Source organism: Pseudomonas sp. GM79, from assembly GCF_000282495.1.
Classification (GTDB): Bacteria; Pseudomonadota; Gammaproteobacteria; order Pseudomonadales; family Pseudomonadaceae; genus Aquipseudomonas.
In genome coordinates this window covers 21,243-35,193 of sequence record NZ_AKJE01000040.1, presented here as the reverse complement: position 1 = coordinate 35,193, position 13,951 = coordinate 21,243, and the positions used below count along the sequence as shown (strand labels likewise).

Below are 13,951 nucleotides of genomic sequence, written 5' to 3'. Positions count from 1 at the left end.
AAGTGACGTCGAAGGCATCCTGCAAATGCAATCCAGTCTGACCGAATGTGAAGTCGCCCAGCTCCGGGCCTCCGCCTCCAAGGCTTGTGCGCTGCTCAAAGCCTTGGCCAACGAGGACCGCTTGCTGATTCTCTGCCAATTGACCCAGGGCGAGCGCAACGTCGGCGAACTGGAAAAAATGACCGGCGTGCGCCAGCCCACACTGTCCCAACAGCTGGGCATCCTGCGCGACGAGGGATTGGTAGTCACCCGTCGTGAAGGCAAGTACATATTCTATGGTTTAGCCAGTCACGAAGTGATTCAGGTGATGAAGACGCTGTCCGGCCTGTACTGCGGAGCGGTGTTGAAAAGCTGGGGCTGAGCCTGATGCCAAGCGCAATCCCATGTGGGAGCGGGCTTGCTCGCGAAAGCGGTGTGTCAGGCGACATCAATGTTGACTGTGCCGCCGTCTTCGCGAGCAAGCCCGCTCCCACATGGATTGCGCTTAACTGACTGGCATCAGGACTGAACCTTGAGCCACGCGTGCAATAACAAGGAATGAATGATGAACGATCAACACTGGGGCCCATCCATCAGTGCCGACATCGTGGTAATAGGCGGCGGGACCGCCGGCATTGGTTTGGTTGCCAGCCTGCTGAAACGCGATCCGGGTTTAAACATCACCGTCATCGAACCCGACAGCCAGCATTACTACCAACCGGCGTGGACGCTGGTGGGCGGCGGTGCTTATGCGGTGAAAAACACCGTGCGCCCGATGTCCTCGGTGATGCCGCGCCAAGCCACTTGGCTGCAGGCGTCCGTGACTGACATTGCCCCGGACAGCAAACAGCTGACTCTCGATGATGGCTGCACCGTCAGTTACCGGAACCTCGTTGTCTGCCCCGGTTTGCGCCTGGCCTGGGAGAAAATCGAAGGCTTGCAGGACACCCTCGGCCAGAACGGCGTGACTTCCAATTACAGCTATCGGCACGCGGCCTACACGTGGGAACTGGTCCAGGGATTGCGCGGCGGCAAAGCGATCTTCACCCAGCCCGCGGTGCCGATCAAATGCGCCGGTGCACCGCAGAAAGCCTTGTACTTGTCCTGCGATCACTGGCGCAAAACCGGTGTTTTGAGCAAGTTCGACGTCGAGTTCAATCTGGCTGGCGCTGCGTTGTTCGGCGTGGCGACATTCGTGCCGCCGCTCATGAAGTACATCGAAAAGTACAACGCCCGGCTGGCTTTCAATTCCAATCTGGTCAAGGTTGACGGGCCGTCGAAAACTGCGTGGTTCGAGGTCAAGGACGCTGCAGGTGTCGTGACCGTAGTAGAAAAAACCTTCGACCTGCTGCACGTCGTGCCGCCTCAGGTCTCGCCGGATTTCATCCGCCAAAGCCCGTTGGCCGACGCCGCTGGCTGGTGCGAAGTGAACCCGCACAGCCTGCAACACGTGCGCTATACCGACGTCTTTGCCTTGGGCGATGTCTGTTCCACCAGCAACGCGAAAACTGCCGCCGCCGCGCGCAAGCAGATCGTGGTGGTGGCGCAAAACCTTCTGGCCCTGCGCAAGCAACAGCCGTTGCCACTCAAGTACGACGGCTACGGTTCCTGCCCGCTGACGGTGGAGAAGGGCAAGGTGATCCTCGCCGAGTTCGGTTACGCCGGTAAGTTGCTGCCGACCTTTCCCCTCGACCCGATTGTGCCGCGCCGTTCAGCCTGGTTCCTCAAGGCGACCCTGCTGCCGTGGTTCTACTGGAATGGCCTGCTCAAGGGCCGTGAATGGCTGACCCATCTGTCCAAGGTTGACTGAGAGAACCCTATGTTGCTGGCCAGTTTTTTCGGCGTTGTCATGGGTCTGGTGCTGGGTTTGACCGGGGCCGGTGGCGGCATTCTCGCAGTACCGGCCCTGGTGCTGGGGTTGGGTTTGACCATGACCCAAGCGGCGCCCGTCGCCTTGTTCGCGGTGGGCAGCGCGGCGGCTATCGGTGCGATCGACGGTTTGCGCCATGGCCTGGTCCGCTATCGCGCAGCGTTGTTGATTGCACTGCTCGGTGCGGTGTTTTCGCCGGTGGGCATTTACTTCGCCCATCAGTTGCCGGAAAGGGTCTTGATGATCCTGTTCAGTCTGCTGATGGTCATGGTGGCCTGGCGGATGCTGCGCCGGGAAAAGCCCGACGACGGCCCGAGCGATCACGGGCATGCCAACTGGGGCCAGAAGAACTGCATGCTCGATCAGCAGACCGGGCGCTTTTCCTGGACCGCCAAATGCACCGCCACCCTGGCGGCACTCGGCGCGGTGACCGGTGTGGTTTCGGGTTTGCTCGGGGTCGGTGGCGGCTTTCTGATTGTGCCGGCATTCAAGCAACTGACCGATGTGCAGATGCGCGGCATCGTCGCCACGTCGTTGATGGTGATCAGCCTGATCTCGGTGATCGGCGTGATCGGCGCGTTTCATGCCGGGGTGCGGATCGATGGTTTGGGTGGGTCGTTCATTGTCGCCAGCATCGTCGGGATGATCCTCGGTCGAAAGCTCTGCGCGCGGGTGCCGGTCCGAGGGCTGCAGATGGGCTTTGCCAGCGTCTGCGTGGTGATCGCCGTTTACATGCTGTTCAGGGCGAGTTTCTGACCGATAGGCGCCGGGCTTGTCGGCGAGGGCTGACCGAAGGACGCCTTCGCCGGCACGCCTGGCTCCTACAAAAAACGGCCCCTGGGGTGCATAGGCCTACACCCTAAGTTCCGAGCCTTGCCGAGCAGCGGTCTTACGCCGTAATTGTCGCGCATTGCCAGCCATTCCAAAGCACTTCAAAACCGCCCCCAAGGCAGCGTATGACGCCGCCGGTCCACTTTCGATAATCGCCTCCGACATCAAGTCCCCCGTTGCGGAGCGCGTCATGCACAACAATAAGAACTTCAAGCATCGTTTCTTGCCGGCCTTCATCGCCAGCCTGTCGTCCCTTGGCCTGAGCTCAATGGCCGAGGCCGAGATCATGCTGTACGACAAGGACCAGACCACGTTCTCCACGGATGGCTACATCAACGCCTTCTACGTGAACAGCGACGTGGACCGGGCCGGCGAGCAGTACGACCGGCGCCAGGCGCGGGTGAAGATGGGATTTCTGCCCAACTACCTGGGCTTCAACATGGGCAAGCAGGTCGATGACCTCAAGCTCGGCGCCCGCGCCTCGTTCTGGGTGACCATCAACGACAGCGAAACCAACGGCACCGACACCGCCATCGACGTGCGGCAGTTCTACGGCACGGTGGCTAATCCAGAGTGGGGCGAGGTGCTGATCGGCAAGGACTTTGGCCTGTTTGCCCGCTCCAACATCCTGCTCGACGAATTGCTCGCCGGTTATGGTCAGGTCAGCGATACGTTGGGCTTGGTGGACGGCGGCGGGGTGTCGTTCGGCAACATCGGCAGCGGCTACCCGTACCCGTTCCCGACCTCGCAGATTACCTATCGCACCCCGGTGATGGACGGCTTGCGGGTGGCGGTCGGGATCATGGACCCGGTCGACACCAACGACAGCAGCGCGACGGGCAAGGCGTACCAAGAGAACCCGCGCACCGAGAGCGAGATCACCTATCAGTTCGACGTCGGCGGGGCGAAGATTTACAGCTGGCTCAACGGCAGCTACCAGACGTCGGACAACACCGATTCCAGCGTCGAGTCCGTCACCTCCAAAGGCGTCGGCTACGGCGTGCAGGCGAAGATGGGCGGGCTGTCGCTGACCGGCTCCGGTTTCCAGGCCAAGGGCATCAACCCGTTCTTCACCAACAACGCGGGCGAGCCGACCCTGCGCAATGTCGACAGCGACGGTTACCTGTTGCAGGGCTCCTACAAACTGGGCAAAAACCGCCTGGCATTGTCTTACGGCAAGACCGAGGACGACGGCAACGGCGTGGTCGGCAGCGGCGCCGATTACGAGACCCGCGGCATTGCGCTGTTCCATGACGTCAACGACAACCTGAAGCTGGTGGCCGAGTACAACCAGTTCGAAATCAATGGCCACGACACCACGGCCCAGAATGAAGACACCGATACGTTTGCGGTGGGGGCGGTGTTGACCTGGTAACAACAGCATCGGCATCACGCAGATCCAATGTGGGAGCGGGCTTGCTCGCGAAGGCGGAGTGTCAGGCAACATCATTGTTGACTGGAAGGCCGCCTTCGCGAGCAAGCCCGCTCCCACAGGGATGTATGGTGTTTTGTAGATCTACGACATCCCTCTCATCCCATCGAACCACCCACCCGCTACCCAAGTAGCATTCGCCGCCGCCCGCAGGCTTCGTACACTCGTGCCTCATACAGGCGCACCGGCGAGGGGCGAGGATGCAGCAGGTTCAGAACGACGGTGTGGTCAGTGCCATGTCCCAGGCCACCGATGCCCAGCAAGCGGCTCAGGATCTGGCGCGACAACTCTTGCACCCCCACTTGGGTTTCGTGCTGTTCTTCTGTTCCGCCGAGTACGACTTGCAGGCGCTGGGGCAGGCGTTGCAACAGAGCTTCGGCGGCATTCGCCTGGTGGGTTGCACCAGTGCCGGAGAAATCACCCCCCAAGGCTATGGCCGCAGCTGCGTGACGGCGGTGGGCTTCGATCATCGGCATTTTTCCATCTCCACCGAACTGATCGATGAGATGGAGCATTTCAGCCTGATCGATGCCCAGCAAATGGTCGAGCGATTGGTCAGTGGCTGTCGCAGCAACACCTTGGCGCCGATCAAGGGCAACAGCTTTGCCCTGACCCTGCTCGATGGCTTGTCCAGCCGTGAAGAGATGGTTCTAGCCGCCCTGAGCGCGGCGTTGGGCGACATTCCGCATTTTGGCGGTTCAGCCGGCGACGACAACTACCTGACCCATACCCACGTGTATTTCGGCGGCGAGTTTCACAGCGGTGCGGCGGTAGTGGTGCTGGTCAATACCTGGCTGGACTTCGAAGTCTTTACCACTCACCACATCCTGCCCAGGGCCGAGAAACTGGTGGTCACCGCTGCCGACAGCGCCTCGCGCCGGGTGTTCGAACTCAACGCTGAACCGGCTGCCGAGGAGTACGCCCGGCACATCGGCGTCGCGGTGGCCGACCTCGATTATCGAATGTTTGCCGCGCACCCGTTGGCGGTGCGAATCAATGATCAGTATTACGTGCGGGCGATCCAGCAGGTTCATCCGGACCTGAGCCTGAGTTTTTACTGTGCGGTGGAAAACGGCATCGTCCTCACCGTCATGACCCCCGGCCCCATGCTGCCGAATCTGCAAAACCTGTTCGATGGTTTGCAGGAGCGTCTCGGGGACCTGTTGCTGACCATTGGCTGCGACTGCTTTCTCAGGCGTCTGGAACTGGAAGACGGCGGCAATCTCGAGCAGATCGGCGCGTTTCTGCGGGAGCAGCGGGTGATGGGTTTCAACACCTACGGAGAACAGTTCAATGGCATGCACATCAACCAGACCTTCACCGGGGTTGCCATTGCCCGAGGCCGCTCCCCTGGACAGCGCTGACCTTCAGGCGCAGATCGCCAACCTGCGCCGCGAAAACCACAAATTGCAGCGCATCAACGGCGCGCTGATCGAACGCATCGAATCCGGCATTACCCGGGGCAACGACCCGTATGCCGCGTTCCAGCATTCGGTGGTGCTGGCCGAGCAGGTGCGTGAGCGCACCGATGCCCTGAACCAGGCCATGGCCGAACTCAAGGCCGGCAATCATTTGCTCAGCGAGGCACGGCTGCGGGCCGAAACCGCCCATCAACACTTGATCGACGCCATCGAAAGCATTTCCGACGCCTTTGTATTGTTCGATGCCGAGCAGCGGATCGTGCTGTTCAACAGCCGCTTCAAGGCGTTCTGGGGCAACAGCCGGGTGCGGATCAACGCCGGCATGCGCTTGCGCGAGGTCAAGCGGTTGATGACCTCGACCGGACTGTTCAGCGAAGAACCCCGCGGGCATGCCGACGAAAACCTGCTCTATCGTCTGCACAACGGGCGCTGGCTGCAAGTTAGCGAACGGCCGACTCAGGAAGGTGGGCGGGTGATCCTGTTCACCGACATTACCGACGTCAAACTCAGCGAAACCCTGCGCCGCGAGCAGGCGGTGGCGCAGAAATCGCACTTGTTGCAGCGGGCGGTCGACAACCTGTCCCAAGGGGTGGCGATGGTCAACGCCGAGGGCATTCTGGAACTGTGGAACCGGCGCTTCCTGGAGCTCAGCGGCCTGGCCCCGGTGGCGGCCCATCGACCGTTCGCCGAAGTGATCGCCGACAGCGAATTGAACCTGCTGACCCCGGCCAGTCGCGATCAAAACGGGCGGCACGTGCAGGAATGCGAGCAGCGCCTCTACGATGGCCGGGTGCTGGAAATCCGCACCCATCCGTTGCCCACCGGCGGTTTCGTCAACACCTTCACCGACATCACCGAACGCTACCAGCATGCCGAAGCCCTCAGCGAAAGCGAGCGCTGGATTCGCCTGATCACCGACCATGTGCCGGCGCTGATCGCCTACCTGAATGCCGATCTGGTTTATGAATTCACTAACAAGGTCTACGAAGAATGGTACTGCTGGCCCCGGGGCGTGATGCTCGGGCAGAGCCTGCGCGAAGTTCACAGCGAGCAGCATTATCAACGCCTGGAAGCCTACGTGGCCCGAGCCCTGGCGGGTGAGAGCGTGACGTTCGAGTTTGCCGAAACCAACATCAACAATCAGGAGCGCTACATGCTGCGCTCCTACGTGCCCAATCGCCTGGCCACTGGAGAAGTGGTGGGGATTTTCGTGTTGATCCGCGACATCACCGAGCGCCGCCGCACCGCCGAGGCGCTGCATCAGGCCTATCAGAACCTTGAGTTGCGGGTACGCGAACGCACCACCGAACTGACCACCCTCAATGACCAATTGCTGCGCGAAATCGACGAACGCCGCCGGGTGGAATCGCGCTTGCGCGAGGCCAAACTCGAGGCCGAGCAGGCCAACCTGTCGAAGACCAAATTTCTTGCGGCGGTCAGCCACGATCTGCTGCAACCGCTGAATGCCGCGCGGCTGTTTACCAGCGCCTTGCTGGAGCGCCGGGAGCCGGTGGCCAACGAGACGCTGGTGCGCAACGTCAGCAATTCCCTGGAAGACGTGGAAAACCTGCTGGGCACGCTGGTGGACATTTCCAAACTCGATGCCGGGGTGATCAAGGCGGATATTGCGCCGTTCGCCCTGAGCGAATTGCTGGAAAACCTCGCCGCCGAATACACCCAAGTGGCCCGCAGTGAAGGCCTCGAGCTGCATTTCATTCCGTGTTCGGCGCTGGTGCGCAGTGACATTCAGTTGCTCGCGCGGATCCTGCGTAATCTGCTGAGCAATGCCATTCGCTACACCTACAGCGGGCGCGTGGTGCTGGGTTGCCGACGTCATCATCAGCGGCTGACCATCGAGGTCTGGGACAGCGGCATGGGCATTGCTGAAAACCGTCTGGAGGAGATTTTTCAGGAGTTCAAACGCGGTGATGTGCAGCGTCCCGATCAGGATCGCGGCTTGGGGCTGGGCCTGGCGATTGTCGAGAAAATCGCGCGCATTCTTGGCCACCGGATTCACGTGCGTTCGTGGCCGGGCCAGGGCTCGATGTTTTCCGTCGAAGTACCGTTGAGTGCCACGGCGCCGAAGGCGTTGCCGAGCCTGCTGATGAGCGAACCGATGCTCGAGCGCCTGCGCGGTGCGCGGGTGTGGGTGCTGGACAACGACGCGGCGATTTGCGCGGGGATGCGCACCTTGCTCGAAGGTTGGGGCTGCCGGGTGATCACGGCGCTGTCGGAGGAGGACCTGGCGCGGCAAGTGGATAATTACCACGACGAAGCCGACCTGCTGATCGCCGACTATCACCTGGATGACGAGAAGAATGGTGTCGACGCCGTGGCCCGCATCAACGCCCGCCGCGCTTCAGCGATTCCGGCAATGATGATCACTGCCAACTACAGCAACGAACTCAAACAGCAGATTCGCGAACTGGGCCACACCCTGATGCACAAACCGGTGCGGCCGATGAAGCTCAAGACGGCGATGAGTCATTTGCTTGGTCGGCCTTGAGGTGTGCCTGAGAGAGTTGGGTGATTTTTAGGGCCCCTTCGCGAGCAAGCCCGCTCCCACATTAGATCTGAGTCGACTCGGTCAATGTGGGAGCGGGCTTGCTCGCGAAGGGGACGACTCGGTCTTCTGGTTGCCTGCGAACTCAGCGCCGCAAATACGACCCGAAATCAATATCCCCGGCACTCAAAATCGCCTGCACCCGATTGTGCACATTGAGTTTGCGCAAAATCGCCGAGACGTGGGCCTTGACCGTGGTTTCGGCGATTTCCAGGGTGTAGGCGATCTGTTTGTTCGATTCGCCCTTGGTCATGCGCTCAAGCACCAGCAGCTGCTTGCGGGTCAGCGCCTGGAGCAGTTCGGGCGGGAAGCTCGGGGTGTCATTCATCCGGCGATGAGTGCCGCTTTTTTGCGTGCGGATAATGTCCGGCGGTAGGTACACATTGCCATTGAGAATCTGCTGGATGGCGTCGGTCATCTGCACCCGTGGCGAGGACTTGGTAATGAAGCCCACCGCGCCATAGGTGATGGCTTGCAGCACGATTTGTTTGTCCTGCTCGGCCGAGACGATCACCACCGGAATGGTCGGCGCCTCGTTGCGCAGGTTGATCAGGCCATTGAGGCCGTGCATGCCGGGCATGTTCAGGTCGAGCAGGATCAGGTCCAGGTCGTCGTGTTCCTGGGTCAGGGCCAGGGCACTGTCGAGGTCGGCGGTCTCCATGACCTCGCTGCCGGGGAAACCGTCGCTGATGACGTTATGAATGGCTTCGCGAAACAGCGGGTGATCGTCGGCAATCAGAATTTTGTACATGGCCTTTCACCTCATTATTTTTGATCCGGGTGTGGCAACAACACGCAGCGCTTAAGTCAGGGAAAGGGCTCGGGCCGGGCCGGCGTCACGGGCAGGTTCGCCGCTTGCCAGGCATCCAGTCCGTCGCGGTACCAATACAGTGTTTTATAGCCTATGGACGCGGCGCGTTTTACCGCGTTCCAGCTCAACCAGCAATCGGAGCGGCAGTAAAAGACCAACGGTCGCGTCAGGTCGCCCGCCGTCAATTGTTGCAGGTGGCGCGCGAAATAGTCCTGCCACGGGGGTGTCAGGTCACCGTCACCGGTATTGGCCAGCCAGTGGCTGCCGGGCAGGTTTTCATGGGGTTGGTCTTCGATGAAACGGCCTTGCAGCCATTGCCGGCGATAGACATCGATCAGCAGCGGATGGGGCGTGTGCTTGAGCAGGTTTTGCAGGGCAGGCGTGTCGATGATACTCGCCCCCTGGAGCTGAGTCGGCGTCGGGCTGCGGTACAGACCGATGCGATAACCCTCGGCGGAGAACAGCGCCGTTTCGGCCTGCGCCGCGCCCAGCAACAGGCTCAGCGACAACGCGGCGAGAGAAGGGCACAGCAGAACACGTCGGGCACGCGGCATGGGGGGCAGTCCTTATAGTTATGAACCCATTACATGCCAGTAGCGGTGCGTTGTGAATGCGACGATAGACAGGTAAACCAGTACTAAAGTAGTAATTTGTCTAGTTTTATGGGACCCGCGTCGTACACCAATGCTGTGTTCAATGAAGATCCAATGTGGGAGCGGGCTTGCTCGCGAAGGCGGTGTGCCAGTCGACGGAGATGTTGAATGTACTGGCCTCTTCGCGAGCAAGCCCGCTCCCACAGGGGAGTGTGTTGTCAGTTGGTTTTGCGCAAGGCTGCTCCCAAGCTGAATAGTGTGTGAACACAAAATCTGTAAACACCAGATCAACTGTGGGAGCGGGCTTGCTCGCGAAAGCGGTGTGCCAGTCGACGGAGATGTTGAATGTACTGGCCTCTTCGCGAGCAAGCCCGCTCCCACAGGGGAATTGTGTTGTCAGTTGGTTTTGCGCAAGGCGCGCTCCCACGCTGAATAGTGTGTGAACACAGAATCTGTGAACACCAGATTAACTGTGGGAGCGGGCTTGCTCGCGAAAGCGGTGTGCCAGTCGACGGAGATGTTGAATGTACTGACTTCTTGGCGGCAAGCCCGCTCCCACAGGGGGAATTGTGTTGTCAGTTGGATTTGCGCAGGGCCGTATGCTGGGGGTTGAAGGTGAGTACGGCGAGCAGGGTGAATATCAGTGTCAGCCCCGTACATACCGCCAGCGCCAACGGGTTGAAGCGTTCATACAGCGCGAACCGCACCAGTTCCACCGCATGAGTAAAGGGGTTCAAGGCGCACAGCCAATACAGCCACTCGCTGGACTCGCGCATTTTCCACAGCGGATACAGCGCCGACGACAGGAAAAACAGCGGGAAGATCACGAAGTTCATCACCCCGGCAAAGTTTTCCAGTTGGCGGATGGCATTGGACAGCAACAGGCCCAGCGCGCTGAGCATCAACGCCACCAGCAGCAATGCCGGCAAGGCCAGCAACAAACCCATGGCCGGCGGTTGCACACCGTACAGCCAGGCAATCGCCAGAAAGGCATACACCTGCAACAACGAAATCAGCGACGTCGCCAGCAATTTGCTGCACAGCAGGAAGGTCCGGGGCAGGGGGCTGGTCAGCAGCACGCGCATGCTGCCCATCTCCCGGTCGTAGACCATCGACAGCGAACCTTGCATGCCGTTGAACAACAGGATCATGCAGGCCAGGCCCGGGATGATGTAAACCTCATAGGGAATGTAAGTGTCGTAGGGCTCGATGATGGCGATGCCGAGTGCCGCGCGAAAACCGGCAGCGAACACCAGCAGCCACAGCAACGGCCGCACCAGCGCGCTGAGAAACCGCGTGCGCTGCAACACAAAGCGCAGCCATTCGCGCAGCACGATACCGCTGAAACATTGCCAGTAGGCGTTCATTGGGCTGCCCCTGAAGTCGTCAGTCGAGTGAAGGCCGAACCGAGGTCGCCGCCATGTTCCAGGCTCAACGTCTCAGCCTGTCCGCTGGCCACCAACCTCCCTTGGTGCAGGATCAGCAAGTCGTCCCTGGGCTGTACTTCGTCGAGTAAATGAGTGGTCCAGAGCACGCTGATGGTGTGCTCGCGGCACAGGCTGCGGATGTGTTGGTTGAGCGCCAGGCGACTGGCCGGATCGAGGCCGACGCTGGCCTCATCGAGCAGCAACAGGCTTGGCTCATGCAGCAACGCACGGGCGATTTCCACCCGGCGGCGATGGCCGCCATTGAGATTACGCACCCGTTCGCCACGGCGCTCGGTCAGGGCCTGGCGCGCCAGCTCGGCGTCGACTCGCAGGTTGGTCTGGCGCCGGGACAGGCCATGCAGCGCGGCGTGATAACGCAGGTTTTGCTCGACGCTGAGGTCCAGATCCAACGTGCTTTGCTGGAACACCACGCCCAATTGCTTGAGCGCCGGGCGTGTGGCATTGCGCAACGAACAGCCGCCGACCCGAATATCACCACGCTGCACATCATAAAGGCGGGTGAGCAGGGCAATCAACGTCGACTTCCCCGCACCGTTCGGTCCGAGCAGCGCCGCAAAACGCCCCGCTGCCAGATTGAAACTCACCTGACGCAAGGCCTCCCGCTGGCCGTAAGCGAAACTCAGGTCGCTGACTTCAAGGGCGTTCATGGCGTCACCACCACGCCCCACGGATAGCGCCCGACCTTCACCGATTTAGTGACCTTGAGGCTGTCGACATCGATCACCGATACGTCGCCACTGACGCCATTGGTGGCCAGTAATTGGCGTTGATCCGGGGTGAACGACATCTGCCAGACCCGTCGGCCCACCAGCAGGTAATCGACAATCTCGAAGGTCTTGGCGTCGATCACCGCCACATGGTTGGCCGGGCCGAGGGCGACGAAACCGTACTTGCCGTCGGCGCTGAGTTTGATCCCCACCGGCTGGACTTTGTCCGGGTGCACGCCTTTGATCTGGAAGGTCAGGGTCTTGAGGACCTTGCGGCTGGCGACGTCGAGAATTGTCACGGTGCCGCCGATTTCCGCCGAGGCCCACAGCTGCGAGCCATCGGGATTGAATTCGACGAAGCGCGGCCGCTGATCGACCAGGGTGTTGTCGGCCAGGGTCTGGGTGCTGGTGTCGATCCAGTGCAGCATGTTGGTGGTTTCACTGGTGTTCACCGCCCACTTGCCGTCGGGGCTGACGGCCATGCCTTCGGGCTCGACGCCAACGTTGATCTGCCCGAGCACTTTGGAAGTTTCGGTGTCGATCACCGTCACCAGCGCATCGTCTTCGTTGGAGACGTACAACCAGCGATTGTTGGGGTGCAGGGCGAATTGCTCGGGGTCTTTGCCCGAGGGCAGTTCCTTGATGATCTTGCGCGTGGCGATGTCCATCACCTGGACCCGGTCCGAATCGCTGGCGCAGATGTACAGCAACTTGTTGTCGTGGGACAGCAACAGGCCGCGCGGGCGCTGGCCGACGGGCAGGGTGTCGGTGACTTGCAGGGTCTGCATATCGATCAGGCTCAGGCTGTTGTCCTTTTCGTTGGAGACCCAGGCGGTGCTGGCAGCGGCGTGCCCGGCGGCGAGCAGCAGGGTGCAGGAAAGTAGGGCATAGGAAAGCAGGGTGCGGCGCATGGCAGATTCCTTATTGTTGTTGTCGTGAAAAAAGGATCAGAGAAAGCGGCAGCTGACCTCGGCTTTGTCGTAACCCAGGCTGTCCATTTCGTTGACGGGGTGCAGGAAACCGTCTTGCGGCGAGGTGCTGACCAGCGCCCGGGGTTGCACGATGGGGATCGGCTGGCGCAACTGACCGTTCCACGACCGATAACTGAGCTTGCGACCCTTGAAACCGTCCAGCGGCAATTGATCGCTGACTTCAAGCGTACGAATCGCCATGGCATCGGCCTGACGCAGTTTGCCCACCGCACTGGCGATGCTGCGTACGGCAATCCACGCGGCGAAATCCCGGTCATTCATCCAGCGCCCGGCCAGGGCTTCGAAGCGCTTTTGCAACTGCGCGGCGCCGTAGGTTTCCACGGTTTTGTGCCAGCCCACCGGCGTCAGGCCCTGGGTGCCAGCGACCGGCCGTGGATACCAGGTCTGGTAGGGCACGTACTCGCCGAAGTCGCCGCGTTCATCAGCCACCAGCACCACGTCGTACTCGGCGGTCTGGGTGAACAGCGGCATGTCGGCCTGGGCGCTGCGGCGCTGATCGTTGTCGAAGCTCCAGGCTTTCTCTGCCACCAGTTGCAGGCCGAAGCGTTTGGCCGCCCGGCGCAGGGCGGCGGCATAGGCTTGATCGTCCGCGGTCGGGCCGACGATCAGCAGTGCCCGCTGCCATTTGCGCAGCACCAGAAATTGCGCCAGCGCATCGGCCAGCATCGCCCGGCTAGGCAGGCTGTGCAGCACGTTCGGCAGACAATCGGTGCTGCGCAGGCTGTCATCGGGGCTGCCGGCATTGAACAGCAGGCTGTCGGGTAGCACGGCGCTGAGCTGGCGCAGGGTCTGCGCCGGTGCATTCACCACAAACAGGCGCAGGCCTTGTTCGTATTGGGCTTTGGCCGCTTCGATCAGCGCATCCGGATTGTCGACGCTGGCGCTGACCAGGCTGTAGCTGTGATTGAGAAAGCGTCCGGTACTGTTGCTGTCGGTGATCGCCAGTTCGGCGCCACGCAGGCCGGCATCGGTCGGTTCGGGAATGACGTTCGACAGCAACGGCCCGGGATCGGGGCGATAACCGAGGTAGCCGATCTGCACCTGCAGCGGCGCATCCGCCGCCTGAGTCTGGGTCGCCACCCCGGCGGCGCAGGCAATCGCCAGCAAGTAGATCAAGGCATAAGGGGCGAGCTGGCGCATAAAGGCACTCCATCACAGGTAGCGTCAGCATAGGAACCCTGGGCGGGCGGGGAAATATGCAGAAAGTACCGATCGGCCAGTACCAAGGTAGTAACTCACCCCGGGCGGCGCGGTTTTAGCATGGATTACAACGGCTATTCCTCAAGGGGGAGATTGACCATGCG

The 13,951-nt window shown here is 61.0% G+C and carries 12 protein-coding genes; 6 read left to right on the top strand and 6 right to left on the bottom strand.

What is annotated here, in order from left to right:
* Positions 1 to 25: 25 nt before the first annotated feature.
* The 6 genes from PMI36_RS17160 to nahK all read left to right on the top strand — a co-directional run bounded on the left by PMI36_RS17160 (position 26) and on the right by nahK (position 8,039).
* Complete coding sequence (locus PMI36_RS17160) at positions 26 to 361, top strand: ArsR/SmtB family transcription factor (protein ID WP_032830345.1); 336 nt, start codon at positions 26 to 28, stop codon at positions 359 to 361.
* 183 nt (positions 362 to 544) lie between these two features.
* Positions 545 to 1,789, top strand: a complete 1,245-nt coding sequence (locus PMI36_RS17165; protein WP_008071299.1) for an NAD(P)/FAD-dependent oxidoreductase — start codon at positions 545 to 547, stop codon at positions 1,787 to 1,789.
* Between the two features lie 9 nt (positions 1,790 to 1,798).
* Positions 1,799 to 2,605, top strand: a complete 807-nt coding sequence (locus tag PMI36_RS17170) for a sulfite exporter TauE/SafE family protein (protein WP_008071298.1) — start codon at positions 1,799 to 1,801, stop codon at positions 2,603 to 2,605.
* A gap of 265 nt (positions 2,606 to 2,870) precedes the next feature.
* Positions 2,871 to 4,055 (top strand): porin, encoded by a 1,185-nt coding sequence (locus PMI36_RS17175; protein WP_008071296.1) that lies wholly within the window; start codon positions 2,871 to 2,873, stop codon positions 4,053 to 4,055.
* Positions 4,056 to 4,312: 257 nt separating this feature from the next.
* Positions 4,313 to 5,476, top strand: a complete 1,164-nt coding sequence (gene nosP, locus PMI36_RS17180; protein WP_008071294.1) for a nitric oxide-sensing protein NosP — start codon at positions 4,313 to 4,315, stop codon at positions 5,474 to 5,476.
* The gene (gene nahK / locus PMI36_RS17185; RefSeq protein WP_008071292.1) at positions 5,445 to 8,039 is read left to right on the top strand and encodes a hybrid sensor histidine kinase/response regulator NahK/ErcS'; all 2,595 of its coding nucleotides are present in this window, start codon (positions 5,445 to 5,447) and stop codon (positions 8,037 to 8,039) included. Before nosP ends, nahK begins: the two co-directional genes overlap by 32 nt.
* A gap of 142 nt (positions 8,040 to 8,181) precedes the next feature.
* Here nahK and PMI36_RS17190 read toward each other — a convergent pair whose 3' ends face one another.
* The 6 genes from PMI36_RS17190 to PMI36_RS17215 form a co-directional block, all read right to left on the bottom strand.
* Positions 8,182 to 8,847, bottom strand: coding sequence for a response regulator transcription factor (locus tag PMI36_RS17190; RefSeq protein WP_007895134.1), 666 nt, complete (start codon positions 8,845 to 8,847; stop codon positions 8,182 to 8,184).
* A gap of 56 nt (positions 8,848 to 8,903) precedes the next feature.
* On the bottom strand, positions 8,904 to 9,461 hold the full coding sequence (locus PMI36_RS17195; RefSeq protein WP_008071290.1) for a PQQ-dependent catabolism-associated CXXCW motif protein: 558 nt from the start codon (positions 9,459 to 9,461) through the stop codon (positions 8,904 to 8,906).
* A gap of 614 nt (positions 9,462 to 10,075) precedes the next feature.
* On the bottom strand, positions 10,076 to 10,867 hold the full coding sequence (locus PMI36_RS17200) for an ABC transporter permease (protein WP_008071289.1): 792 nt from the start codon (positions 10,865 to 10,867) through the stop codon (positions 10,076 to 10,078).
* Positions 10,864 to 11,595, bottom strand: coding sequence for an ABC transporter ATP-binding protein (locus tag PMI36_RS17205; protein WP_008071287.1), 732 nt, complete (start codon positions 11,593 to 11,595; stop codon positions 10,864 to 10,866). Before PMI36_RS17205 ends, PMI36_RS17200 begins: the two co-directional genes overlap by 4 nt.
* Complete coding sequence (locus tag PMI36_RS17210) at positions 11,592 to 12,566, bottom strand: YVTN family beta-propeller repeat protein (protein ID WP_008071286.1); 975 nt, start codon at positions 12,564 to 12,566, stop codon at positions 11,592 to 11,594. Before PMI36_RS17210 ends, PMI36_RS17205 begins: the two co-directional genes overlap by 4 nt.
* Positions 12,567 to 12,602: 36 nt before the next feature.
* Entirely contained in the window at positions 12,603 to 13,787 is a 1,185-nt protein-coding gene (locus PMI36_RS17215) for an ABC transporter substrate-binding protein (RefSeq protein ID WP_008071285.1), read from the bottom strand.
* Between the last annotated feature and the right edge of the window lie 164 nt (positions 13,788 to 13,951).

Coding starts and splice junctions, on each gene's coding strand:
- PMI36_RS17160 (WP_032830345.1), top strand. CDS start 26: ATGCAATCCAGTCTGACCGAATGTGAAGTCGCCCAGCTCCGGGCCTCC.
- PMI36_RS17170 (WP_008071298.1), top strand. CDS start 1,799: ATGTTGCTGGCCAGTTTTTTCGGCGTTGTCATGGGTCTGGTGCTGGGT.
- PMI36_RS17190 (WP_007895134.1), bottom strand. CDS start 8,847: ATGTACAAAATTCTGATTGCCGACGATCACCCGCTGTTTCGCGAAGCC.
- PMI36_RS17215 (WP_008071285.1), bottom strand. CDS start 13,787: ATGCGCCAGCTCGCCCCTTATGCCTTGATCTACTTGCTGGCGATTGCC.
- PMI36_RS17165 (WP_008071299.1), top strand. CDS start 545: ATGAACGATCAACACTGGGGCCCATCCATCAGTGCCGACATCGTGGTA.
- PMI36_RS17175 (WP_008071296.1), top strand. CDS start 2,871: ATGCACAACAATAAGAACTTCAAGCATCGTTTCTTGCCGGCCTTCATC.
- nosP (WP_008071294.1), top strand. CDS start 4,313: ATGCAGCAGGTTCAGAACGACGGTGTGGTCAGTGCCATGTCCCAGGCC.
- PMI36_RS17200 (WP_008071289.1), bottom strand. CDS start 10,867: ATGAACGCCTACTGGCAATGTTTCAGCGGTATCGTGCTGCGCGAATGG.
- PMI36_RS17195 (WP_008071290.1), bottom strand. CDS start 9,461: ATGCCGCGTGCCCGACGTGTTCTGCTGTGCCCTTCTCTCGCCGCGTTG.
- PMI36_RS17210 (WP_008071286.1), bottom strand. CDS start 12,566: ATGCGCCGCACCCTGCTTTCCTATGCCCTACTTTCCTGCACCCTGCTG.
- PMI36_RS17205 (WP_008071287.1), bottom strand. CDS start 11,595: ATGAACGCCCTTGAAGTCAGCGACCTGAGTTTCGCTTACGGCCAGCGG.